This is a genomic window from Micromonospora rifamycinica, from assembly GCF_900090265.1.
Classification (GTDB): Bacteria; Actinomycetota; Actinomycetes; order Mycobacteriales; family Micromonosporaceae; genus Micromonospora; species Micromonospora rifamycinica.
On the sequence record NZ_LT607752.1, the window covers coordinates 5,390,768 to 5,412,904 of the forward strand.

At 72.4% G+C, this 22,137-nt stretch carries 18 protein-coding genes and 1 pseudogene; 9 read left to right on the forward strand and 10 right to left on the reverse strand.

Annotation, left to right across the window (positions count from 1 at the left end; all coding sequences use genetic code 11):
* Positions 1 to 109 precede the first annotated feature (109 nt).
* Positions 110 to 2,548, forward strand: a complete 2,439-nt coding sequence (pcrA, locus tag GA0070623_RS22680; protein ID WP_089004153.1) for a DNA helicase PcrA — start codon at positions 110 to 112, stop codon at positions 2,546 to 2,548.
* Positions 2,549 to 2,600: 52 nt separating this feature from the next.
* Here pcrA and GA0070623_RS22685 read toward each other — a convergent pair whose 3' ends face one another.
* Positions 2,601 to 3,368 carry a M23 family metallopeptidase gene (locus GA0070623_RS22685; protein ID WP_089004352.1) on the reverse strand — a complete coding sequence of 256 codons (768 nt, stop codon included), beginning with the start codon at positions 3,366 to 3,368 and terminating at the stop codon, positions 2,601 to 2,603.
* A 343-nt stretch (positions 3,369 to 3,711) separates the two neighbouring features.
* On the reverse strand, positions 3,712 to 4,428 hold the full coding sequence (locus GA0070623_RS22690; RefSeq protein WP_067312395.1) for a M23 family metallopeptidase: 717 nt from the start codon (positions 4,426 to 4,428) through the stop codon (positions 3,712 to 3,714).
* Positions 4,429 to 4,814: 386 nt separating this feature from the next.
* On the opposite strand from GA0070623_RS22690, the gene GA0070623_RS22695 reads away from it, so the two are divergent.
* The 3 genes from GA0070623_RS22695 (at position 4,815) to sucD (ending at position 7,767) form a co-directional block, all read left to right on the forward strand.
* Positions 4,815 to 5,219, forward strand: coding sequence for a cobalamin B12-binding domain-containing protein (locus GA0070623_RS22695; RefSeq protein ID WP_067312423.1), 405 nt, complete (start codon positions 4,815 to 4,817; stop codon positions 5,217 to 5,219).
* A 479-nt stretch (positions 5,220 to 5,698) separates the two neighbouring features.
* Positions 5,699 to 6,877, forward strand: coding sequence for an ADP-forming succinate--CoA ligase subunit beta (gene sucC, locus GA0070623_RS22700; RefSeq protein WP_067312399.1), 1,179 nt, complete (start codon positions 5,699 to 5,701; stop codon positions 6,875 to 6,877).
* A 2-nt stretch (positions 6,878 to 6,879) separates the two neighbouring features.
* Positions 6,880 to 7,767, forward strand: coding sequence for a succinate--CoA ligase subunit alpha (gene sucD / locus GA0070623_RS22705; RefSeq protein ID WP_067312402.1), 888 nt, complete (start codon positions 6,880 to 6,882; stop codon positions 7,765 to 7,767).
* 157 nt (positions 7,768 to 7,924) lie between these two features.
* On the opposite strand, the gene GA0070623_RS22710 is transcribed toward sucD, so the two are convergent.
* Entirely contained in the window at positions 7,925 to 8,188 is a 264-nt protein-coding gene (locus GA0070623_RS22710) for a hypothetical protein (RefSeq protein WP_067312405.1), read from the reverse strand.
* Positions 8,189 to 8,344: 156 nt separating this feature from the next.
* On the opposite strand from GA0070623_RS22710, the pseudogene GA0070623_RS22715 reads away from it, so the two are divergent.
* Positions 8,345 to 9,622: pseudogene (locus GA0070623_RS22715) on the forward strand (cell division protein PerM); the annotation flags it as partial.
* 397 nt (positions 9,623 to 10,019) lie between these two features.
* Here GA0070623_RS22715 and GA0070623_RS22720 read toward each other — a convergent pair.
* Both GA0070623_RS22720 and GA0070623_RS22725 read right to left on the reverse strand, forming a co-directional pair.
* On the reverse strand, positions 10,020 to 10,634 hold the full coding sequence (locus GA0070623_RS22720; protein WP_067312409.1) for a DUF4190 domain-containing protein: 615 nt from the start codon (positions 10,632 to 10,634) through the stop codon (positions 10,020 to 10,022).
* Between the two features lie 26 nt (positions 10,635 to 10,660).
* The gene (locus tag GA0070623_RS22725; RefSeq protein WP_067312412.1) at positions 10,661 to 10,960 is read right to left on the reverse strand and encodes a CD225/dispanin family protein; all 300 of its coding nucleotides are present in this window, start codon (positions 10,958 to 10,960) and stop codon (positions 10,661 to 10,663) included.
* A gap of 183 nt (positions 10,961 to 11,143) precedes the next feature.
* Between GA0070623_RS22725 and purN the strand changes: the two genes are divergently transcribed.
* Positions 11,144 to 11,764: a phosphoribosylglycinamide formyltransferase gene (purN, locus tag GA0070623_RS22730; RefSeq protein ID WP_067312415.1), complete on the forward strand. Its 621-nt coding sequence runs from the start codon at positions 11,144 to 11,146 to the stop codon at positions 11,762 to 11,764.
* Positions 11,761 to 13,332 (forward strand): bifunctional phosphoribosylaminoimidazolecarboxamide formyltransferase/IMP cyclohydrolase, encoded by a 1,572-nt coding sequence (gene purH, locus GA0070623_RS22735; protein ID WP_089004154.1) that lies wholly within the window; start codon positions 11,761 to 11,763, stop codon positions 13,330 to 13,332. The genes purN and purH overlap by 4 nt, the downstream gene beginning before the upstream one ends.
* A 175-nt stretch (positions 13,333 to 13,507) precedes the next feature.
* Here purH and GA0070623_RS22740 read toward each other — a convergent pair whose 3' ends face one another.
* The 5 genes from GA0070623_RS22740 to GA0070623_RS22760 form a co-directional block, all read right to left on the reverse strand.
* Complete coding sequence (locus GA0070623_RS22740) at positions 13,508 to 14,545, reverse strand: ABC transporter ATP-binding protein (RefSeq protein ID WP_089004155.1); 1,038 nt, start codon at positions 14,543 to 14,545, stop codon at positions 13,508 to 13,510.
* Positions 14,529 to 15,569 (reverse strand): ABC transporter ATP-binding protein, encoded by a 1,041-nt coding sequence (locus GA0070623_RS22745; protein ID WP_172898448.1) that lies wholly within the window; start codon positions 15,567 to 15,569, stop codon positions 14,529 to 14,531. Before GA0070623_RS22745 ends, GA0070623_RS22740 begins: the two co-directional genes overlap by 17 nt.
* A 91-nt stretch (positions 15,570 to 15,660) precedes the next feature.
* Positions 15,661 to 16,617: an ABC transporter permease gene (locus GA0070623_RS22750; protein ID WP_067314932.1), complete on the reverse strand. Its 957-nt coding sequence runs from the start codon at positions 16,615 to 16,617 to the stop codon at positions 15,661 to 15,663.
* A gap of 18 nt (positions 16,618 to 16,635) precedes the next feature.
* Entirely contained in the window at positions 16,636 to 17,574 is a 939-nt protein-coding gene (locus GA0070623_RS22755; protein ID WP_067314929.1) for an ABC transporter permease, read from the reverse strand.
* Between the two features lie 186 nt (positions 17,575 to 17,760).
* On the reverse strand, positions 17,761 to 19,365 hold the full coding sequence (locus tag GA0070623_RS22760; RefSeq protein ID WP_067314927.1) for a peptide ABC transporter substrate-binding protein: 1,605 nt from the start codon (positions 19,363 to 19,365) through the stop codon (positions 17,761 to 17,763).
* A 416-nt stretch (positions 19,366 to 19,781) separates the two neighbouring features.
* Between GA0070623_RS22760 and GA0070623_RS22765 the strand changes: the two genes are divergently transcribed.
* Positions 19,782 to 20,642 (forward strand): bifunctional methylenetetrahydrofolate dehydrogenase/methenyltetrahydrofolate cyclohydrolase, encoded by an 861-nt coding sequence (locus tag GA0070623_RS22765; protein WP_067314925.1) that lies wholly within the window; start codon positions 19,782 to 19,784, stop codon positions 20,640 to 20,642.
* Positions 20,643 to 20,913: 271 nt separating this feature from the next.
* Positions 20,914 to 21,864, forward strand: coding sequence for a malate dehydrogenase (locus GA0070623_RS22770; protein ID WP_067314923.1), 951 nt, complete (start codon positions 20,914 to 20,916; stop codon positions 21,862 to 21,864).
* Positions 21,865 to 22,137: the final 273 nt, after the last annotated feature.

The following is a 22,137-nucleotide window of genomic DNA, read 5'->3' on the forward strand; positions in this document are numbered from 1 at the left end:
GGATAATGGGCAGGACACCGGGTCTGCGGTGAACCGGGTGGCGGGCTCGACGACCTTCCGGGTGTGCGTGGCGGGAAGTGTCCGGCCCACGGCATAGACTCGCCGGGCGATGCATCCTCTCTTCGACATCCCCGCGTCCCCCGCCGAGCCCGAGCCCGCGTCGGTCCCGCCGCGCCGCCCCGGCCCGGCCCGCCGTCTCGACCCGCAGGAACTGGTGGAGGGCCTGAACAGCCCGCAACGGGACGCGGTCACCCACGCCGGCTCGCCGCTGCTGATCGTGGCCGGGGCCGGCTCCGGCAAGACCCGGGTGCTCACCCACCGGATCGCCTACCTGCTCGCCGCGCGGGACGTCCACCCCGGCGAGATCATCGCGATCACCTTCACCAACAAGGCCGCCGGTGAGATGAAGGAGCGGGTGGCCCATCTGGTCGGGCCGCGCGCCCGGCTGATGTGGGTGTCGACGTTCCACTCCGCCTGTGTCCGCATCCTGCGGGCCGAGCACGAGCACGCCGGCCTCAAGTCGACCTTCTCCATCTACGACGCCGACGACTCCCGCCGGTTGATGCAGCTGGTCACCCGGGAGCTGGATCTCGACCCGAAGCGCTACCCGGCCCGAGGGCTGGCCGCCCAGGTGTCCAACCTCAAGAACGAGCTGGTCGATCCGGAGGAGTTCGCCGGCCGGGCCAAGGGGCCCAACGAGCGGGCGCTGGCCGAGGCGTACACCCTCTACCAGCGGCGGCTGCGCGAGTCGCACGCGTTGGACTTCGACGACCTGATCATGACGACGGTGCACCTGCTCCAGTCGCACCCGCACGTCGCGGAGAGCTACCGTCGCCGGTTCCGGCACGTCCTGGTCGACGAGTACCAGGACACCAACCACGCGCAGTACACCCTGATCAAGGAGCTGGTCGCCGGCACCGAGGGGATCGCGCCGGCCGAGCTGTGCGTGGTCGGCGACGCCGACCAGTCGATCTACGCGTTCCGGGGCGCGACGATCCGCAACATCCTGGAGTTCGAGCGGGACTTCACCGACGCCCGGACGATCCTGCTGGAGCAGAACTACCGTTCCACCCAGACCATCCTCAACGCGGCCAACGCGGTGATCGACCGGAACACCTCCCGCAAGCCCAAGCGGCTGTGGAGCGACGCCGGTGCGGGCGAGCAGATCGTCGGCTACGTCGCCGACACCGAGCACGCCGAGGCCGACTGGGTGGGCCGGGAGGTCGACCGGCTGGTCGACGCGGGGGAGACCCGCCCCGGTGACGTGGCCGTCTTCTACCGCACCAACGCCCAGTCCCGGGTCTTCGAGGAGGTGTTCATCCGGGTCGGCCTGCCCTACAAGGTGGTCGGCGGGGTGCGCTTCTACGAGCGCAAGGAGGTCCGGGACGCGCTGGCCTACCTGCGCGCGGTGGTCAACGAGGACGACACGGTCAGCCTCCGCCGGGTGCTGAACACCCCCCGCCGGGGCATCGGCGACCGGGCCGAGGCGTGCGTCGAGGCGCTCTCCGGCCGGGACCGGATCTCCTTCGGCGCGGCGCTGCGCCGGGCCCGGGAGGCGCCGGGCATCTCCACCCGGGCCGCCAACTCCATCGGTGAGTTCGTCGCGCTGCTCGACGGTGCCCGCGAGCTGGCCGAGGAGGGCACCCCGGAGGAGGTGCTGGAGGCGCTGCTGACCCGTTCGGGCTACCTGACCGAGCTGGAGGAGAGCCTCGACCCGCAGGACGCCGGCCGGGTCGACAACCTCCAGGAGCTGGTCAGCGTCGCCCGGGAGTACACCGAACGGATCGAGGCGCTGGGCGGCGAGGACGAGCGGGCCACCCTGGCCGGCTTCCTGGAGCAGGTGGCGCTGGTCGCCGACGCCGACCAGATCCCTGTCCAACCGGGCTCGTCACCTGACGACGCCGAGGCGGACGACGCCGTCCCTCACCAGGGCGTGGTCACCCTGATGACCCTGCACACCGCCAAGGGGCTGGAGTTCCCGGTGGTCTTCCTGACCGGCCTGGAGGACGGCGTCTTCCCGCACCTGCGCTCGCTGGGCGACACCCGGGAGCTGGAGGAGGAGCGCCGGCTGGCGTACGTGGGGATCACCCGGGCCCGGCAGCGGCTCTACCTCTCCCGGGCGGTGACCCGTTCGGCCTGGGGGCAGCCGTCCTACAACCCGCCGTCCCGGTTCCTGGAGGAGCTGCCGCCGGAGCTGGTCCGCTGGGAGCGCACCGAGGGCACGTACACCTCGTGGGCCGGTGGAGGCGGTGGCGTCGGCGGCCGGGCGGACCGTGCGCCCGGCGGGCGCGGCGGTTTCACCGGGGGTACGCCGAGAGCCGCCGAACTGGCGAAGCGACTCGGGGTGGACGCCAGCCGGCTGGCCACCGCCAGCGAGCTGCCACAGGGGCCGAAGGTATCGGCCGGCGACCGGGTCAACCACCAGCGCTACGGGCTGGGGCGGGTGCTCGCGGTGGAGGGGCACGGACCGAGCGCCCGGGCGCAGATCGACTTCGGCGACCAGACCATGTGGCTGGTGCTGCGGCACGCCCCGCTCGACAAGCTCTGATCGGTCGGCCCCGCCCCCGACCGGGCGGGGCCGACCACCTCGGCGGGCCGGCTCAGCAGGCCACGTCGATGCCCCGGGCGCGCAGGAACGGCGCCGGGTCGATCTGGTTCCACATCTGCCCCTGGTGCACCTCGAAGTGCAGGTGCGGGCCGGTGGAGTCGCCGGTGGAGCCCTCGTAGCCGATCACCTCGCCGACGCCGACGCGGTCCCCGACGGCGACCTTCACGCTGCTCTGGTGGGCGTAGTGGGTCAGGTAGCCGTTGCCGTGGTCGAGGAAGACCGAGATGCCGTAGCCGTCCCCCGCGTCCCCGGCCTTGACCACGGTGCCCGCCGCGGCGGCGTGGATCGGCGTGCCGGCCGGCATGGCGAAGTCGATGCCGGCGTGCAGCGCGCCGCCCCGTTGCCCGTAGCAGGAGGTGATCGCGGCACCGGCCATCGGGATCACCCAGGACGGCTTCGGCTTCGGCGTGGTCGCCTGCCTGGCGGTGACCTTCGGCTTCGCGGTGACCTTCGGCTTCGCGGCGGCCTTCCGGGTCGCCGTGGCCGTCGGGGTGGGGCTGGCGGTGGTGGGGGTCGGCCCGGCGGTGGGGCTGGCCGGGGTGGCCGACTCGCGGGCGGACCGGTCGGCGCGGGCGGCGGCCTCGGCCCGCTCCCGGGCGTCGAGCGCGACGGCCGCCGGTTCGGGGGCGCCGTCCCGGTCGAGGGTGGTGACCGTGGCGACCCCGGCCAGGCCGAGGCCGACCAGCGCGGCGACGCCGACGGCCAGGGTGCGTACGCCCCGCGGGTGACGCCGTCGGTGCCGGACCACGGCGGCCGAGATCCGGGCTCCGGGGCCGGTGCGGGTGGGCTTCTGGTCACGGGTGGTGCCGTCGTCCGGGCGGTTGTTGTCTTCCTGCACGGTGGACCTTCAACTACTCAGGGGGTTTCGGACCCGGACCATCCTGGGTGTCGAAGTGCGCCGGGCCGGGTAGGGGTACCAACTGGTAACCCGGGTGCCGCGGCGGCCTGTCCAGCTATGTCCCGCCCGGGGGGCGTCTGACCTGTTGCAGGGTAGGACCCTGACGTGCCCTCGGTCACACTGCGGCGTGTGACGCAGCAGACTTGGCCACAAACAGAACCGCCCGGATCCGTAGATCCGGGCGGTGAACAGGCGTTACCGAGCGTCAGGAAGCGGCTGCTTCGGTGTAGTACGCCTCGACTTGCAGCTTGATGTCCACTCCGCGCTCCTGGAGCCACGGCACCGGGTCGAGGGGCTGCCCCTTGACATGGACCTCCAGGTGCAGGTGGGCGCCGTACGAGTGACCGGTGTTGCCGACCAGGCCGAGCTGGTCACCGGCCTTGACCTGCTGGCCCTCGTGCACGCTCACCGCCGAGGAGTGCCCGTAGATGGCCTCGCTGCCGTCGGCGTGCTGCACGATCACCGCGTTGCCGTAGCCGCCGAACCAGCCGGCCTTGGTGACCGTGCCGGCGTGGATGGCCACGTACGGGGTGCCCTCCGGGGCGACCAGGTCGATGCCGGTGTGCAGCTTGCCCCACCGCACGCCGTACGGGGAGTTGAAGTCGTAGCCCTGCATGGGCAGCAGCCACGGGTCCTGCGCGGTGGTGCCCGCCTCGGCGCCCCGGGCGTCGCTCCGGGTGGCCCGGTCGGCGGCGTCGGCCCGCGCGGCGGCGTCCTGGCTGGTGATCGAGGCCTGTCGGAGCTCGTCGAGCACCGAGGGGCTGACGCTCTTGGCGTCCGGCATCGCCCCCGCGCCGAGCGCGACGATGCCGGCACCGACGAACGCGCTGGTGACGACCGCCGCGTAGCGGCTCCGTGGCGGGGTGGGTACACGGCGACGGCCGCGATATCTATCGGGCTCAGACGACAGGCGCTGGCGCACGCACACCCTCCGTTGTCGGGGATCCGATGCGATCTCCGTCCGTTCGGTGTTGCCGGTCGAACGGTCGGCGGTCGCGTCATCACCCGTCCGTGGACCTGATGACAACCGTGGACACGTTAGCCCTCCGCCGCTTCGGTCACAAGCGGCAGCGCCGGGGCGTCGATGCAAAATGTCCGCTTCCGTGCTGCATTGTCATAGCCCGAGGCACCGGACGGCCGTCCCTCTTCCTGCCCGTTCGTCGCGCACTGTGACCGTTCGGCGGAGGCGTCCGGCTTCCGGTCGACGCGCCCGGACGGTAGGCGTCCCGGCCCGGCTCCGGTGCCCCCGTGGGGTGGGTTACCGTTCGTTCAGCTGGTAGCCGCGAAGCCGGGAAAGGTGTGCGCCTGATGAGCTCTCGCATTCGGGTAGTCGTCGCGAAGCCGGGCCTCGACGGGCACGACCGGGGTGCCAAGGTGGTGGCCCGGGCGCTGCGCGACGCCGGCATGGAGGTCATCTACACCGGGCTGCACCAGACCCCGGAGCAGATCGTCGAGACCGCCATCCAGGAGGACGCCGACGCGGTCGGCCTCTCCGTGCTCTCCGGCGCACACATGACGCTCTTCCGCCGGGTGCTGGAACTGCTCGCCGAGCGCGACGCGCGGGACATCGTCGTCTTCGGTGGCGGCATCATCCCCGACGCCGACATCCCCGAGCTGGTGGAGCTCGGCGTCGCGAAGATCTTCACCCCGGGCGCCACCACCCAGGCGATCGTCGAGTGGGTCCGGGCCAACGTGGCGCAGCCGGTCTCCTGACGAGCCCGGGGCGTGCCCGCGTCCTACCGAATCGGTGGGGGTGCGGGTTCCGGGGCGTCGCCGCGCGGTCGCCCGGGGGGGCTGTGCCGGCGAATCCGGGCAGGGTGAAGGGCCGGACGCACCCCTCACACGCCCGGCCCTTCTATGCACGATGCCCCGCCGCCACCCCTCGACCGACAGGGCATCGGCCGCTCCCGTCTTCGCGCTGATCAGCGCTCCGACATCAGACTCAACGACGCCCGTACGGTGGGGTTACGCGTCACGCGGGACAACCTGTGGACGGTTCTGTGCCGTCGGCGAGTCGCCCACGGCGCGCTGTGCATTACCGCACACCGCGCACCCGCTCGGTTGCCGCCGGTGCCCACCTCGCTAGGCTGCGGCCAATGGCCTGTTTCAACTGATGACAGGCGTCAACGGAGTTTCACAACGCTGGCGGCGGCGCGACGGCGCGCCGCGGAGACGGGACGGGACGCGCAATCGTGGACCTGTACGAGTACCAGGGGCGGGACCTGTTCGAGCGGCACGGCTTGCCCGTGCTCGCCGGCGGCGTCGCCACGACCCCGGAGGAGGCCCGCGCGATCGCCGAACGCCTCGGCGGTCGGGTGGTCGTCAAGGCGCAGGTGAAGGTCGGTGGCCGAGGCAAGGCCGGCGGCGTCAAGCTGGCCGAGGGCGCCGACGAGACGGTGGCCAGGGCCACCGACATCCTCGGCATGGACATCAAGGGTCACACCGTCCACAAGGTCATGATCACGGTGACCGCGGACGTGGCCGAGGAGTACTACTTCTCCTACCTGCTCGACCGGGCGAACCGTACCTTCCTCTGCATCGCCAGCGTGGCCGGCGGCATGGACATCGAGCAGGTCGCCGCCGAGACCCCCGACAAGGTGGTCAAGGCCCCGATCGACGCGGTCGAGGGCGTCGACGAGGCGAAGGCCCGGGAGATCGTCGACGCGGCCGGTTTCCCGGCCGAGGTCGCCGACCAGGTGGTGTCGGTCGCGGTGGGGCTGTGGAAGGCGTTCGTCGCCGAGGACGCCACCCTGGTCGAGGTGAACCCGTTGGCCAAGACGGGTGACGGCACGCTGCTGCTGCTCGACGCCAAGATCACTCTGGACGAGAACGCCGGCTTCCGGCACCCGGACCACGAGGCCCTGGTCGACCAGGCCGCGGTGGACCCGCTGGAGCAGGCCGCCAAGGAGAAGGACCTCAACTACGTCAAGCTCGACGGCGAGGTCGGCATCATCGGCAACGGCGCGGGTCTGGTCATGTCCACCCTCGACGTGGTGGCCTACGCGGGTGAGCGGCACGGCAACGTCAAGCCGGCCAACTTCCTCGACATCGGCGGTGGCGCGAGCGCCGCGGTGATGGCCAACGGCCTGGAGATCGTGCTCTCCGACCCGTCGGTGCGCAGTGTCTTCGTCAACGTCTTCGGCGGCATCACCGCCTGCGACGAGGTCGCCAACGGCATCATCCAGGCGCTGGCCCTGTTGGAGGAGCGCGGCGAGAAGGTCACCAAGCCGCTCGTGGTCCGGCTCGACGGCAACAACGCGGAGGCCGGTCGGGCGATCCTCGACGGCGCCGAGAACCCGCTCGTGCAGCGGGTCGACACCATGGACGGCGCGGCCGAGCGGGCCGCCGAGCTGGCAGCTGCGGGGGTCTGACGATGGCGATCTGGCTGACCAAGGAGTCCAAGGTCATCGTGCAGGGGATGACCGGCTCCGAGGGTTCCAAGCACACCCGACGGATGCTCGCCGCCGGCACCTCGGTCGTCGGCGGGGTGAACCCGCGTAAGGCCGGTACCACCGTCGACTTCGACGGCACCGAGCTGCCGGTGTTCGCCTCCGTGGCGGACGCGATGCGGGAGACCGGGGCGGACGTCACGGTGATCTTCGTACCGCCGCAGTTCACCAAGGGGGCGGTGGTCGAGGCGATCGACGCCGGGATCCCGCTCGCCGTGGTGATCACCGAGGGCGTGCCGGTGCACGACACCGCCTCGTTCTGGGCGTACAACGTGGCCAAGGGCGAGCAGACCCGGATCATCGGGCCGAACTGCCCCGGCATCGCCTCGCCGGGCGCCGCCAACGCGGGCATCATCCCGGCCGACATCACCGGCACCGGCCGGATCGGCCTGGTCAGCAAGAGCGGCACGCTGACCTACCAGATGATGTACGAGCTGCGCGACATCGGCTTCTCCACCTGCGTCGGCATCGGCGGTGACCCGATCATCGGGACCACCCACATCGACGCCCTCGCCGCGTTCGAGGCCGACCCGGACACCGACGCGATCGTGATGATCGGCGAGATCGGCGGCGACGCCGAGGAGCGGGCCGCCGACTTCATCAAGGACAACGTCACCAAGCCGGTGGTCGGCTACATCGCCGGCTTCACCGCGCCCCCCGGCAAGACCATGGGGCACGCCGGCGCGATCATCTCCGGCTCGGCGGGCACCGCGGAGGCCAAGCAGCAGGCGCTGGAGGCGGTCGGCGTCAAGGTCGGCAAGACCCCGACCGAGACCGCCAGGCTGATGCGGGAGCTGATGTCCGGCCGCTGAGCCGCCGACCACACCGCCCGGCCGAACCGGCCACCCCGACCGGCCGGGCGGCCCGACGGTGACCGGGCTGTCCGCCCGGCCGGGGTCGGGCACACCACCGAGGCCGGTCCGGGACCGGGGCGCACCATCGAGGGGGCCGACCGTCGACGGTCGGCCCTCAGTCGTTCCAGAGCGGGTACGTCCCGCTGGCCCGCCAGATCGCCGTACCGATGATGTTGATCACGCCGAACGCGATGGCCAGGTAGCCGAGGACCGGCGACTGGCCGTACCGCTTGGCGTCCCGGATCGACAGGTAGCCGAAGATGATGCCCAGGATGCCGCAGCAGATCAGGCCGAGGACGATGCCGAGCACCCCCCAGAGCGTGGTGCGGTCCCGCCCGGCCGCAGCCGGCGGCGGGGGAGGTGGGTACGAGGCGTTCACGGCTTCCTCCGGGCGATCGGTGCCACGACTTCGGTCATGTCCCTGCGCCGAGGCTAGACCGGATCGGCGGCCGGGGTCGGTGGATCACGGAACTCGCCGGCTCCGCGCGGCCCGGACGGGCAGCCGCCACCGGGCTAACGTGCCAGAGTAGACCCGATGTCCCCGACCACCCCTGATCAGCCACGCCGTCCCGCCGGTGTCCGTGCCGGCGGGCGGCCGCCCGGTCGTGCCGGCGGGCCGCCCCGGGTGTCCGCCGCCCGCGCGCCGGAGCGGTCCGGGCGTTCCCGGGCACCGCTGCCGGTCGCCGCCGGGGTGGCCGCCGCCGGAGCCGCCGTCACCTCCTACCTGCCGGTGGCGCTGGTGCTGGGGTCGGCCCAGCTCAGCGAGGACGCCGGCTCGGTGCCGGGTGCGCTGCGCGCCGGGCTGGCCGGATGGCTGCTCGGCCACGGGGTGCCGTTGCAGACCACCGCCGGCCCGCTCGGTCTCGTCCCGCTGACGCTCGCCGTGTTCGCGTTCTGGCGGCTGTGCCGGGCCGGGGTGCACGCCAGCCGGGCGGTGGGCGCCCGGGGTGGCCGGTCCCCCCGGCAGGCGGTCGCCGTCGCGGTCGCCGTCGGCACCGGGTACGCCCTGCTCGGCGTGCTGGCCGCGCTGCTGGTCGACGATGCCGGCCTGCGGGTGTCCCCGCTGCGGGCCGGGTCGACCCTGCTGTTCTTCGGCACGCTGGCCGCCCTGCTCGGGGCGGCGCGCACCACCGGGGTGGCCGCCGTGGTCGCGGCCCGTGCGCCCGCGGTGCTGCGCGAGGGCGTCCGCACCGGCCTGGTCACGGGTCTGCTACTGCTCGGGGCCGGGGCCGGGGCGGCCGGGTTGGCGGTGGTGAGCGCCGGGGGAGACGCCGCCGACCTGATCGGGGCCTACCGGACCGGGGTCGCCGGCCAGGCCGGGATCACCCTGGTCAGCCTCGCCTACGTGCCGAACGCCGCCGTCTGGTCGACCGCCTACCTGCTCGGTCCCGGGTTCGCCGTCGGCACCGACACGGCGGTACGGCTCAGCGAGGTCTCCGTCGGGTCGTTGCCGGCCGTGCCGCTGCTCGCCGGGCTGCCCAGTGGCCCGGTCGACGGGCTCGGGGCGGCGCTGCTGGCGGTGCCGGTGCTGGCCGGCATGGCGGCCGGTTGGCTGCTCGGCCGCCGACTACTCCGCCCGGACGCCGCGGACGGCCCCACCGCAGGCTGGGCGGCGCTGCTCGGCCCGGCGGCGCTCGCCGGCCCGGTGGCCGGCCTGGTCCTCGGACTGGCCGCGGCGGCCTCCGGTGGCCCGCTCGGTGGCGGCCGGCTGGCCGAGATCGGCCCGGTGCCCTGGCAGGTGGCGGCGGTGGCGGCCTCTGTGGTCACGGTCGGCGCGCTACTCGGGGCCGCCGCCGCCAAGGCGCTCGACCGCCCCTCGACCGCGCCCCGCCCACCCGCCCGGCCACGGCCACCCGTCGGCCGCCCCCGGCCGCCCCAGGACCGGCCCGGCGCGACCGGGGACAGGCTCCCCCCGACCGGGGACCGACGCCACCCGCCCGGGGACCGACCGGCACGCCCGGTGCCCGACTGAGCGGCCCGCCGGCCGGCTGAGTCGCCGCGCCCGATGTCCGGCTGGGCGGCCGAGTCGCCACGCCCGTGTCCCGCTGGGCGGCCGAGTCACAGCGCCCGGTGCGAGACCCTCGACCGGGCCGATCCGTGCACCGACCCACCGTGGTCTCGCGGCGCCCTCACCGTGGTCCCGCAGCGCCGGCCGATACGGCGAGGGGCGCCCCGGACGGTGCCGGGACGCCCCTCGATGTCGCGCCCGGTCAGGGCGAGGTGGGCAGCGTGAAGGAGCCGACGATATTGAGGAGCACCAGCAGGAGGCCCAGCCCGACCGCCACCGCGCCGCAGATCAGACCGGCCTTGGCCTGGCCGCCGTTGCTGGCCAGACCCTGGTTCGCCTTCTGCATGCCCAGCCAGCCGGTGACCGCCGCGCCGATGCCGACCGGGATGCCCAGGAAGGCGCAGCAGACCAGCGGGATCGAGGCGATACCGAGGATCAACGACACCAGGCCCAGGGTGTTCTGCTGCCCCTGGGGCGCCGGGTAGCCGGCCCCCGGGTACGAGGCCGCGCCGTACGGTTGCGGCCCGTACGGGTCCTTTCCGACGGGCTGGCCGTACGGGTCGGGTTGGCCGTACGGCTGGCCCGACGTGGGCTGGGGGCCGTACGGGTCGTGCGGCTGTTGCCCGTATGGCGCCGGCGGCTGTTGCCCGTACGGAGCCGGCGGCTGCTGACCGTACGGCGCCGGCGGCTGCTGACCGTACGGCGCCGGCGGCGCGGCGTACGGGTCCTGCGGCTGGCCCGGGGCAGGCTGCTGCCCGTACGGGTCGTGCGGGGGCTGCTGGCCGTACGGGTCCTGGCCGGGGTTTCCGGGCTGCATGGCGGGTGCTCCTCAGTCGTGGTCCGTCAGTAGCTGCTCGTGCTGGTGCTGCCGTCGATTGCGCCCATCACACCACCGAAGATGCAGCAGAGCAGCACGATGACGAGCCAGACCCCACCGATGATGAAGGCCAGCTTCGACCACTTCTTGGATTCCCGGGCGGCGGCCTCGGCGCCCGCGTAGTCGCCCTGCTGGAGGGCCGGGTTGACCTTCGAGGCGTTGATGATGGCGGGGATGGCCAGCGGCCAGAAGAAGAAGATGGCCACGATCGACGCGGTCATGTTGTTGTTGATCGGCTGCTGCGGGTTGGGGTAGCCGGGCTGCATCGTGGTGCTCCTCGTTAACGTCGGTACGGCGTCCGTACCTGATCATTGGTAAGAGTGCGGCGGCCGGACGTGGCCCGGCCACCGGGCGACCGGCAGCGTATCGTGCCGGAGCGACATGCGTGATCACCCGAAACGTCGCTGCCCGCCAGATGGGCGTCCCGACCTGCCCGCTAGGGTGGCCCGGTGACCGAGCCCGCGTCCGTCGCCCGCCTCGTCGTCCTCGTCTCCGGCTCCGGCAGCAACCTCCAGGCGCTGCTGGACGCCGCCGCCGACCCCGCCTACGGTGCCCGGGTGGTGGCCGTCGGCGCCGACCGGGACGGCATCGCCGGCCTGGACCGGGCCGCTGCGGCCGGGGTTCCGACCTTCGTCGAGCGGGTGAAGGACCACCCGACCCGCGCGGACTGGGACGGCGCCCTCACCGCCCGGGTCGCCGCGCACCGGCCCGACCTGGTCATCTCCGCCGGCTTCCTCAAGCTGGTCGGGCCGGAGTTCCTGGCGGCCTTCGGCGACCGCTACCTGAACACGCACAACACCCTGTTGCCGGCGTTCCCCGGCATCCACGGTCCCCGGGACGCGCTGGCCTACGGCGTCAAGATCACCGGGGCCACCCTCTTCTTCGTCGACGCCGGGATGGACACCGGCCCGATCGTCGCGCAGGTCGCCGTGCCGGTCCGCGACGACGACGACGAGGAGACGCTCACCGAGCGCATCAAGGAAGCCGAGCGCCGCCAGCTCGTCGAGCAGGTCGGTCGGCTGGTTCGTGCAGGTTGGACGATCACCGGAAGAAAGGTCACCGTTCCGTGAGTGCCCCGCAGGACTCCCGCCGCCCGATCAGGCGGGCGCTGGTCAGCGTCTACGACAAGAGTGGCCTGGTCGAGCTGGCCCGTGCGCTGCACGAGGCCGGGGTGGAGATCGTCTCGACCGGTTCCACCGCGTCGACGATCTCCGGCGCGGGCGTGCCGGTGACCCCGGTCGAGCAGGTGACCGGCTTCCCCGAGATCCTCGACGGCCGGGTCAAGACCCTGCACCCCAAGATCCACGGCGGTCTCCTGGCCGACCTGCGCAGGGACGCGCACGCCGCCCAGCTCGACGAGCACGGCATCGCCGGGATCGACGTCCTGGTCTCCAACCTCTACCCGTTCCAGGCCACCGTCGCCTCCGGCGCGTCGCCGGACGAGTGCGTCGAGCAGATCGACATCGGCGGGCCGGCGATGGTCCGGGCCGCCGCCAAGAACCACGCCTCGGTCGCCGTGGTGACCGACCCGGCCGCGTACCCGACGCTGGTCGCCGCGCTGGCCGAGGGCGGGTTCACGCTGGCCCAGCGCCGGGCGCTCGCCGCCCGCGCGTTCGCCGACATCGCCGAGTACGACGTGGCGGTCGCCGACTGGTTCGCCACCACCCTGGCCCCGGCCGCCGAGGGCTGGCCGGACTTCGCCGGGCTGGCCCTGCGCCGGCAGGCGACGCTGCGCTACGGCGAGAACCCGCACCAGGGCGCGGCCGTCTACGCCGACCCGGCCAGCCCGGCCGGGCTGGCCCAGGCCGAGCAACTGCACGGCAAGGAGATGTCCTACAACAACTACGTCGACGCGGACGCCGCCTGGCGGGCCGCGAACGACTTCCCCGACCAGCCGGCGGTGGCGATCATCAAGCACGCCAACCCGTGCGGCATCGCCGTCGGCGCGGACGTCGCCGAGGCGCACCGCAGGGCGCACGCCTGCGACCCGGTCTCCGCCTTCGGCGGCGTGATCGCCGTCAACCGGCCGGTCTCGGTGGAGCTGGCCGGGCAGGTCTCGGAGATCTTCACCGAGGTGCTGGTGGCACCGGAGTTCGAGCCCGGCGCGGTGGAGATCCTCCAGGGCAAGAAGAACATCCGGCTGCTGCGCGCCCCGGCCTTCGCCCCGCTGCCGGCCGAGTGGCGGCAGGTCACCGGCGGCGTCCTGGTGCAGCAGCGGGACCAGCTCGACGCCGCGGGCGACGACCCGGCCAACTGGAAGCTCGCCACCGGCGAGGCGGCCGACGAGGCGACCCTGCGGGACCTGGCCCTGGCCTGGCGGGCGGTCCGCGCCGTCAAGAGCAACGCGATCCTGCTGGCGAAGGACGGTGCCTCGGTCGGGGTCGGGATGGGCCAGGTCAACCGGGTCGACTCGGCCCGGCTGGCGGTCAGCCGGGCCGGTGCGGAGCGCGCCCGGGGCGCCGTCGCCGCCTCCGACGCCTTCTTCCCGTTCGCCGACGGCGCGCAGATCCTGATCGACGCCGGGGTGAAGGCGATCGTCCAGCCCGGCGGCTCGATCCGCGACGAGGAAGTTGTCGCCGCCTGCCAGCAGGCCGGCGTCACGATGTACCTGACCGCCACCCGCCACTTCTTCCACTGATCCACCCCGGTCGGACGGGCCGCCACCGCCCGACCCGGCGCACCGCCTGCGTGACCACCTACGGCCGAGCGGCACCCCTGGTGTGCTCGGCCGCAGGTGTGTCCGCCAGCGGCGAACCGACGCCCCGGTCACCGCCCGGGCCGGCCCAGGTGTGTCCGCCCGCGGCGACCGTCGGTCAGCCCCCGTCCCGCGGCTCACGCAGGGCGGCGAAGTGGCAGGCGCTGGGGTGCGGGTCGGCGGGGCGGGGGACGGTCGGGGGGTCCTCGCGGGCGCAGATCTCCTCGGCCTTCCAGCAGCGGGTGCGGAAGTGGCAGCCCGACGGCGGGTCGGCCGGGCTGGGCACGTCGCCGGTCAGCCGGATGATGCCGGTGGCGTCGCGCGCGTCCGGGTCGGGCACCGGCACCGCCGACAGCAGCGCCTGGGTGTACGGGTGGGTGGCCCGTTCGTAGACCTCCTCCTCGGTGCCGGTCTCGACGATCCGGCCCAGGTACATCACCGCCACCCGGTCGCAGATGTGCCGGACCACCGACAGGTCGTGCGCGATGAAGACGTAGGAGAGCCCGAACTCGTCCTGGAGCTGCTCCAACAGGTTGATCACCTGGGCCTGGATCGAGACGTCCAGGGCGGAGACCGGCTCGTCGCAGACGATCACCTCGGGACGCAGGGCGAGCGCGCGGGCGATGCCGATGCGCTGCCGCTGGCCGCCGGAGAACTGGTGCGGGTACCGGTTGACGTGTTCGGGGTTGAGCCCGACCACGTCCAGCAGCTCCTGGACCCGGCCGCGCTTGCTGCCCTTCGGGGCGGCGTCCGGGTGGATGTCGAACGGCTCCCCGATGATGTCGCCCACCGTCATCCGCGGGTTCAGCGACGTGTACGGGTCCTGCATCACCATCTGCATGTTGCGCCGCAGCCGGCGCAGCTCGCCCCCGGAGGCGGAGAGCAGGTCCCGGCCCTCCAGGGTGGCCCGGCCGGAGGTCGGTGTCTCCAGCCGCATCAGCACCCGGGCGAGGGTCGACTTGCCGCACCCGGACTCGCCGACGATGCCGAGCGTCTCGCCCCGGCGCAGCGTGAAGCTGACCCCGTCGACGGCCCGCACCGCGCCGACCTGCCGGGGGAAGAGCACGCCCCGGGTGATCGGGAAGTGTTTGACCAGCTCGTCGACGGCGAGGATGGTCTCCCCCCGGACCTTGGCGGGGCTAGCGTGCCCGGTCATCGTGCACCTCCTGGGCGAAGTGGCACGCGCTGGTCCGGCCGTCGGCGAGCACCAGGTCGTCCGGCACCACGTCCACGCAGACCTGCCGGGCGTACGGGCAGCGCGGGTGGAACGGGCAGCCGGTGGGGATCCGCATCAGGTTCGGTGGCAGTCCCCGGATGGTGGCCAGTTCCCGGCCGCGCACGTCCAGCCGGGGGATCGAGGCCAGCAGCCCCTTGGTGTACGGGTGGGCGGGCGCCCGGTACAGCGCGCGGACGTCGGCGTGCTCGACGATCCGGCCGGCGTACATGACGGCGATCCGGTCCGCCACGCCGGCCACCACGCCCAGGTCGTGGGTGATCAGGATCATCGCCATGTCGAGGTCGCGCCGCAGGTCGGCCAGCAGGTCCATGATCTGGGCCTGCACGGTGACGTCGAGGGCGGTGGTCGGCTCGTCGGCGATCAGCACCTTCGGGTCCAGCGCCAGCGCCATGGCGATCATGACCCGTTGCCGCATGCCGCCGGAGAACTGGTGCGGATGGTCGCCGAGCCGGCCGGCCGCCCCGGGGATCCGCACCAGGTCCATCAGCTCGACGGTCCGCCGTCGGGCGTCGGCGCGGGACATCCCGTCCCGGTGCCGCAGCGTCTCGCCGATCTGCCAGCCGACCGGGAAGACCGGGTTCAACGCCGACAGGGCGTCCTGGAAGATGATCGCGATCTCCTTGCCGCGCACCTGTCGGCGCTGTTCCTCGGGCAGGGTGAGCAGGTCGCGGCCCCGGTAGCGGATCTGACCGGAACGGATCACCGCCGGCGGGGTGTCCAGGATGCCCATGATCGCCTGGGCGGTGACCGACTTTCCGGAGCCGGACTCGCCGAGTACGGCCAGCGTCTCGCCCGGATCCAGGTGGTAGGAGACCCCGTTGATCACCCTGGCCACCCCCTCACCGGTGCGGAACTCGACGTGCAGGTCCCGTACCTCCAGCAGGTGACCGCCGGGCGGGGTGGGGGAGGCCGGCGTGGGCCGGGCCGCGGAACCGGTCACCATGGCCGCCTCTCACCCGCGACCGCGGGACACACCGCGCCCGGCCGGGGCGCGCGGGGGACTCGTCCTCCGCCCACGGTGGTGGTCACGGCGCTCACCGGAGCTTCGGGTCGAAGGCGTCACGGATGGCGTCGCCCAGCATGATGAAGGCCAGCACGGTCAGCGCGAGGAAGGCGGACGGGACGACCAGCGGAACGGCCGACTCGCGCATGTGCACCCGGCCGGCGTCGATCTCGATGCCCCAGGAGATGGTGGGGGCCTTCAGGCCGATGCCGAGGAAGCTCAGGGTCGCCTCGGCGGCGATGAACGACCCGAGCGCGATGGTCAGCACCACGATCGCCGGGGCGAGCGCGTTGGGCAGGATGTGCCGCCACATGATCCGCCCGTGGCCTGCGCCGAGCATCCGGGCGGCGGCCACGTAGTCCTGCTCCTTGGCGGTGATCACCGAGGAGCGGACCACCCGGGCGGCGGTGGTCCAGCCGAGCACCGCCAACACGAAGATCACCGCGAACAGCCGGACCGTGTCGCTGCCGGTGCTGACCCGCTTGAGCAGCACGATCGCGGCGAGCAGCAGCGGGATGCCGAGCACGATGTCGATCACCCGGGAGAGCACCGCGTCGACCCAGCGGCCGAAGTACCCGGCCAGCATCCCGACCACCAGCGCGATGATCCCGGTGAGCAGCGCGGAGAGCGCGCCGACCAGCAGCGAGGCGCGGGCCCCGTAGACGGCCCGGGCGTACGTGTCGCAGCCCTGGAAGTCGTACCCGAAGACGGCCCCGCCGGACGCGGCGGCGTGCTGGCGGGAGAGCACGCAGTCGCGCGGGTCGTTCGCGGTGAACAGCGACGGCACGGCGGCCATCGCGGCGACCAGCACGACCAGCACCAGACTGATCCAGAAGACCGGCTTGCGGCGCAGGTCGCGCCAGGCGTCCCCGGCCAGGCTGCGGGGCTTCTGGGGTACGCCCACCCGGTCGGGGGTGCCGGGCTCGCCGGAGACCCCCCGTCGGGCGGACTGGTCCTCCGTCGCCGCCACCGTCTCGAAGTCGCTCATGCCGGCACCCCGTCGCGTTCACTCATAGCGGATCCTCGGGTCGAGGACGGCGTACAGCACGTCCACCATCAGGTTGGCGACCAGGTAGACCACGACGAGGACGCTGACGATGCCCACCACCAGCGGGCCGTCCTCGGTGCGGATGCCCCGGAACAGGTTGAAGCCCACCCCCGGGATGTTGAACACGCCCTCGGTGATGATCGCGCCGCTCATCAGGTTGCCCAGTTCGACGCCGAGGAAGGTGATCACGGGGATGAGCGAGTTGCGCAGCACGTGCACCCCGATGATCCGGCGCCGGGCCAGGCCCTTGGACCGGGCGGTGCGGACGTAGTCGGCGCGCAGGTTCTCGGCGACCGAGGTGCGGGTCAGCCGCAGCGCGGTGGCCAGCGACAGCGAGCCGAGCACGATGCCGGGCAGCAGCAGGGCGTACAGGTCGGGGTCGGCCCCGGCGGTGGGTGGGAAGACCGCCCACCGGACGCCGAGCAGGTACTGCGCGAGCGGGGCCAGCACGATGGTGGGGATGCCCAGCACCAGCAGGGTGAGCACCAGCGTGGCGTTGTCGAAGACGCCGGTCCGGCGGATGCCGGCGAGCACCCCGGCGGTGACCCCGAACAGGATCGTCACCGCCATCGCGATCACGGCGAGCTTGACGGTGACCGGCCAGGCGGCGGCGAGGACGTCCCCGATCGACCGGCCGGTCAGCGACTGCCCGAGGTCACCCTGGAGCAGGTTTTTGAGGTAGTCGAGGTAGCGGTAGAAGAAGCCGCCGACGCCGGTCCGGTCGAGGTGGAACTTCTCCGTCAGGTACGCCCGCTGGGCCGGGGTGACCGGCCGTTCGCCGGCCAGCGCCTGGATCGGGTCGCCCTGGCCGGCGAACATCAGGGCGTACACGATCAGCGTGGTCCCGAAGAAGGCGAGGACCATCTGGAGCAGACGCCGCAGAACGAAGCGGAACATACTGTGCAGTCTTGCCCAAAAGTAGCGGAGACGGAGGCGGGTCGGGCCACCGTCCACCGATGACCCGACCCGTCGCCCCCGCCGACGGCTCCGCTGCCGCCGACGCGCCGGACGGCCGACGGCTCCGCTGCCGCCGACGCGCCCGGACGTGCCGGCGGCCCGCTCGCCGCCGACGTCCTCACGGACTCAGCTGACCGCCTCGATCTTCAGCAGGTCGACCCGGTCGAAGAGGTCCATCTGGACGTTCTTCACCTTGGTCGAGTGGCCGAAGTTGTTCTGGCCGTAGCGCAGCGGGATCACCGGCATGTCCTTGGCCAGCAGGTCCTCGGCCGCCTGGTACTTGGCGATCGCGGCCTCCTCGTTCGGCGCCTTGGCACCCTCGGCGAGGAGCTTGTCGAACTCGGGGTTGCTGTAGCCGTAGTAGTTCGACGAGCCGTTGGTGCTGTACAGCGGGCCGAGGTAGTTCTCCATCGACGGGTAGTCCATCACCCAGCCCATCCGGAACAGGCCCACCGGCTGCTTCGCCTTGACCTTGGTCAGCAGGTCGGCGAACTTGGGCTCGGCGGTGCCGACGCACTCCACGCCCAGGTTGGCCTTGAGCTGGTTGCAGGTCGCGTCGATCCAGTCCTTGTGCCCGCCGTCGCCGTTGTACGACAGCTCGATCTTCTTCGGGCCGCCGGCCGCCTCGTACGCCGCCTTCGCCCTGGTCGGGTCGAACTCGCCGGCCGCGCCGATGGTGTTCTCCCGGTAGCCCGCGACCACCGGCGAGACGAACGAGCGGGCCGGCTGCTGCGAGTCCTTGAAGATCGACTTGGTGATCTCGTCCCGGTCGATCGCCATCGAGATCGCCTTGCGCACCTCGGGCTTGCTGAACTCCTTCTGGAAGGTCGGGAAGGCCAGCACCTGCAACGACGAGGCGGGGCTCTGCCGGAACCGGTCACCCAGGTCGGTGCCGGCGGTGGACAGGTTCTCGGTCGGGATCGTCTTGATCACGTCGAGGTTGTCCGACAGCACGTCCGCGTACGCGGCGGTGAGCTGCTGGTAGATCCGGAACTCGACCCCGCCCACCTTCGGCCGCTCGCCGGGGAAGGCGTCGTAGCGCTCCACCTCGACCTTGGCGTCGTGCTGCCAGGAGCCCTTCATCCGGAACGGGCCCTGCCCGATCGGGGCCTGCTCGTAGCCCTCCCGCAGCACGCCCGGCCCGGAGAAGGCGGCCTTGGGCAGCGGGTAGAAGGCGGTGTAGCCGAGCATCGTCTTGAACTCGCTGTACGGCTCGGTCAGCGTGACGGTGAAGGTGAGGTCGTCGACCTTCTTCAGCCCGGACAACCGCTCGGCCTGCGCCTTCTCACCCTGGAGGTCGGCGTACCCGGCGATCTTCTCGAAGAAGTAGCTGGAGTTCTGCCCGTTCGGGGCGTACGCGCCGTAGTTCCAGGCGTCGAGGTAGTTGTCGGCGGTGACCTTCTCGCCGTTGTGGAAGGTGTAGCCGTCCTTGAGCTTCACCGTCCAGACCTTGTTGTCCGACGAGCTGACCGACTCGGCGGCCACCTCGTACGGCTTGTTGGCCTCGTCGTAGTCGACCAGCGGGCTGAACAGGGCGGCGAGCACCTGCGAGCCGCTGGTCTCGTTGGTGTTGGTCGGCACCAGGTGCTGCGGCTCGGCGATCTCGATCCGCACGGCCGCGTCGGGGTCGGACTGGCCGGAACCACTACCGCCGCCCGAGCCGCAGGCCGCCAGGCCCAGGGTCACCGCGAGCGGGAGGGCGGTCCAGGCAGCGAGCCTGCGTACACGCATGGGGGTCTCCTCATCTCATCACGAAGCGCAGCCGTACCCGACGCTGGGTCACTCTGAGCAACGTTCGGCAACGGTAGGTCAGGGTCGGTCCATCGACAACGCGCGGGTTGCGAACGAGTAACGGATCGCGCCTGCGCCACTTGTCGCCGGCGCTCTCCGCTGGTAGTGACTTCGGCCTGATCTGCTGCTCATGGTGGGTGTGCTCGGGGGTTCTCCGTGGGGTGGTGTGGTCGGACGGGTGCTGCCGTCCGGTAGGGGCACCGGTCGTCCGCTTCGTGTCCGATGCGGTGCCACCCTCCGGCGCGGGTGGTGACCCGCTCCACAATCTGTTACTCAGAGTGACCAACGGCACGTCACGGAACGTCACGGTTCCCCGTCGCCGGTCCGCCGTCCGCGCGCCATGAGACGATCAGGTCGTGACGGCGATCATCCTGGACGGCAAGGCGACCGCAGCCCAGATCAAGGAAGAACTGCGGGTACGGGTCAAGGCGTTGGCTGAGCGGGGGGTCACCCCCGGCCTGGGCACCGTCCTGGTCGGGGCGGACCCCGGCTCGGAGGCGTACGTCAACGGCAAGCACCGCGACTGCGCCGAGGTGGGCATCGCCTCGATCCGCCGGGAGCTGCCCGCCGACGCCACCCAGCAGCAGCTCGACGACGTGCTCGCCGAGCTGAACGCCGACCCGGGCTGCCACGGCTACATCGTCCAGCTGCCGCTGCCGGCGCACCTGGACACCCAGCGTGCCCTGGAGCTGATCGACCCCGACAAGGACGCCGACGGCCTGCACCCGGTCAACCTGGGCCGGCTGGTGCTCGGCTACGACGGCCCGCTGCCCTGCACCCCACGCGGCATCGTCGAGCTGCTCCGCCGGTACGACGTGCCGCTGCGCGGCGCCAACGTCGCCCTCGTCGGCCGGGGCAACACCGTCGGCCGACCGCTCGGCCTGCTGCTCAACCGGCGCAGCGAGAACGCCACCGTCACCCTCTGCCACACCGGCACCCTGGACCTCGCCGCGCACACCCGCGCCGCCGACATCGTCGTCGTCGCCGCCGGGGTACCCGGCCTGCTCACCGCCGACATGGTCACCCCGGGCACCACCGTGGTGGACGTCGGCATCACCCGGGTGATCGGCGACGACGGCAAGGGCCGCTACACCGGCGACGTGGACCCGGAGGTGGCCCAGGTCGCCGGTCGGCTGGCGCCGATGCCGGGCGGCGTCGGGCCGATGACCCGGGCCATGCTGCTCACCAACGTCGTCGAACGCGCCGAGCGGGGCTGAGTCGACCGGTCAGGCCCGGACCACCCGCGCAGGGCGGAGCGCGACGCGGCGGGGCCGGTCCGTCCGAGCCGGCCTGCGCCGGTGGGCCACCCTGGAAGACTCCGCTGCTCGGCGGTGTCCACGGTGGTGCCGTCCGGCCGTTCCGCCCCGGGGAACCGTGCGGTGGTGACGTTGGCCCCATCCCGGGGATGCTCGCCGCCCCTGGCCTGAACAGTGCCAGGTTGACTGTTACGGTCTGGAAAACCGACTGGTAGCAGGGAGTGGGACGACCATGGGTAAGAAGGTCACTGTCGTCGGGGCCGGCTTCTACGGCTCCACCACCGCACAGCGCCTGGCCGAGTACGACGTCTTCGACACCGTCGTCATCACCGACATCGTGGAGGGCAAGCCGGCGGGCCTCGCGCTGGACCTCAACCAGTCCCGCGCCATCGAGGGCTTCGAGACCACGATCGTCGGCGTCACCACCGGCCCCAACGGCGAGGGCTACGAGGCCATCGAAGGCTCGGACGTCGTGGTGATCACCGCCGGTCTGCCCCGCAAGCCGGGCATGAGCCGGATGGACCTGCTGGGGACCAACGCCAAGATCGTGCGGCAGGTCGCCGAGAACGTCGCCAAGTACGCCCCGAACGCCGTCGTCATCGTGGTGTCCAACCCGCTCGACGAGATGACCGCGCTGGCCCAGCTCGCCACCCAGTTCCCCAAGAACCGGGTGCTCGGCCAGGCCGGCATGCTCGACACCGCCCGGTTCACCAACTTCGTCGCCGAGGCCCTGGACGTGCCGGTGAGGTCGGTGACGACGCTCACCCTCGGCTCGCACGGTGACACGATGGTGCCGGTGCCGTCCAAGAGCACGGTCGACGGCAAGCCGCTGCGCGAGGCCATGCCGGCCGCGCAGATCGAGGAACTGGTCGTCAAGACCCGCAACGGCGGCGCCGAGGTCGTCGCGCTGCTCAAGACCGGCTCGGCGTACTTCGCCCCGTCGGCCGCCGCTGCCCGGATGGCGAGGGCGGTCGCCGAGGACTCCGGTGCGGTCATGCCGGTCTGCGCCTGGGTGGACGGCGAGTTCGGCATCTCCGGGGTCTACCTGGGTGTCGAGGCCGAGATCGGCGCGGAGGGCGTCAAGCGGGTCGTCGAGACCGAGCTGGACGCCGACGAGCTGGCCAGCCTCAAGGAGGCCGCCGAGGCCGTCCGCGCCAAGCAGGCCGACGTAGCCAACATGTGATCCGCTGAACCATCCGCCGCAGGGGCGGGACGGCTTCCGCCGTCCCGCCCCGGTGATCGCCCCCCGCCCCGGTGATCGCCCCCCGCCCCGGTGATCGCCCCCCGCCCCGGTGATGTCGCCTCGCCCGGGGTGATCGCCCCCCGGCCCCGGTGAGTGCCCCCCCGCCCCGGTGATGTCGCCTCGCCCGGGGTGATCGCCCCCCGGCCCCGGTGATCAAGAGCTTTCGGTCAAGAGACCGCCCTGACGCGACCAAAACTTCTTGATCACCGCCGG

Coding starts and splice junctions, on each gene's coding strand:
- pcrA (WP_089004153.1), top strand. CDS start 110: ATGCATCCTCTCTTCGACATCCCCGCGTCCCCCGCCGAGCCCGAGCCC.
- GA0070623_RS22695 (WP_067312423.1), top strand. CDS start 4,815: ATGAGCTCTCGCATTCGGGTAGTCGTCGCGAAGCCGGGCCTCGACGGG.
- sucD (WP_067312402.1), top strand. CDS start 6,880: ATGGCGATCTGGCTGACCAAGGAGTCCAAGGTCATCGTGCAGGGGATG.
- GA0070623_RS22720 (WP_067312409.1), bottom strand. CDS start 10,634: ATGCAGCCCGGAAACCCCGGCCAGGACCCGTACGGCCAGCAGCCCCCG.
- GA0070623_RS22725 (WP_067312412.1), bottom strand. CDS start 10,960: ATGCAGCCCGGCTACCCCAACCCGCAGCAGCCGATCAACAACAACATG.
- GA0070623_RS22740 (WP_089004155.1), bottom strand. CDS start 14,545: ATGACCGGGCACGCTAGCCCCGCCAAGGTCCGGGGGGAGACCATCCTC.
- GA0070623_RS22745 (WP_172898448.1), bottom strand. CDS start 15,569: ATGGTGACCGGTTCCGCGGCCCGGCCCACGCCGGCCTCCCCCACCCCG.
- GA0070623_RS22750 (WP_067314932.1), bottom strand. CDS start 16,617: ATGAGCGACTTCGAGACGGTGGCGGCGACGGAGGACCAGTCCGCCCGA.
- GA0070623_RS22755 (WP_067314929.1), bottom strand. CDS start 17,574: ATGTTCCGCTTCGTTCTGCGGCGTCTGCTCCAGATGGTCCTCGCCTTC.
- GA0070623_RS22760 (WP_067314927.1), bottom strand. CDS start 19,365: ATGCGTGTACGCAGGCTCGCTGCCTGGACCGCCCTCCCGCTCGCGGTG.
- GA0070623_RS22770 (WP_067314923.1), top strand. CDS start 20,914: ATGGGTAAGAAGGTCACTGTCGTCGGGGCCGGCTTCTACGGCTCCACC.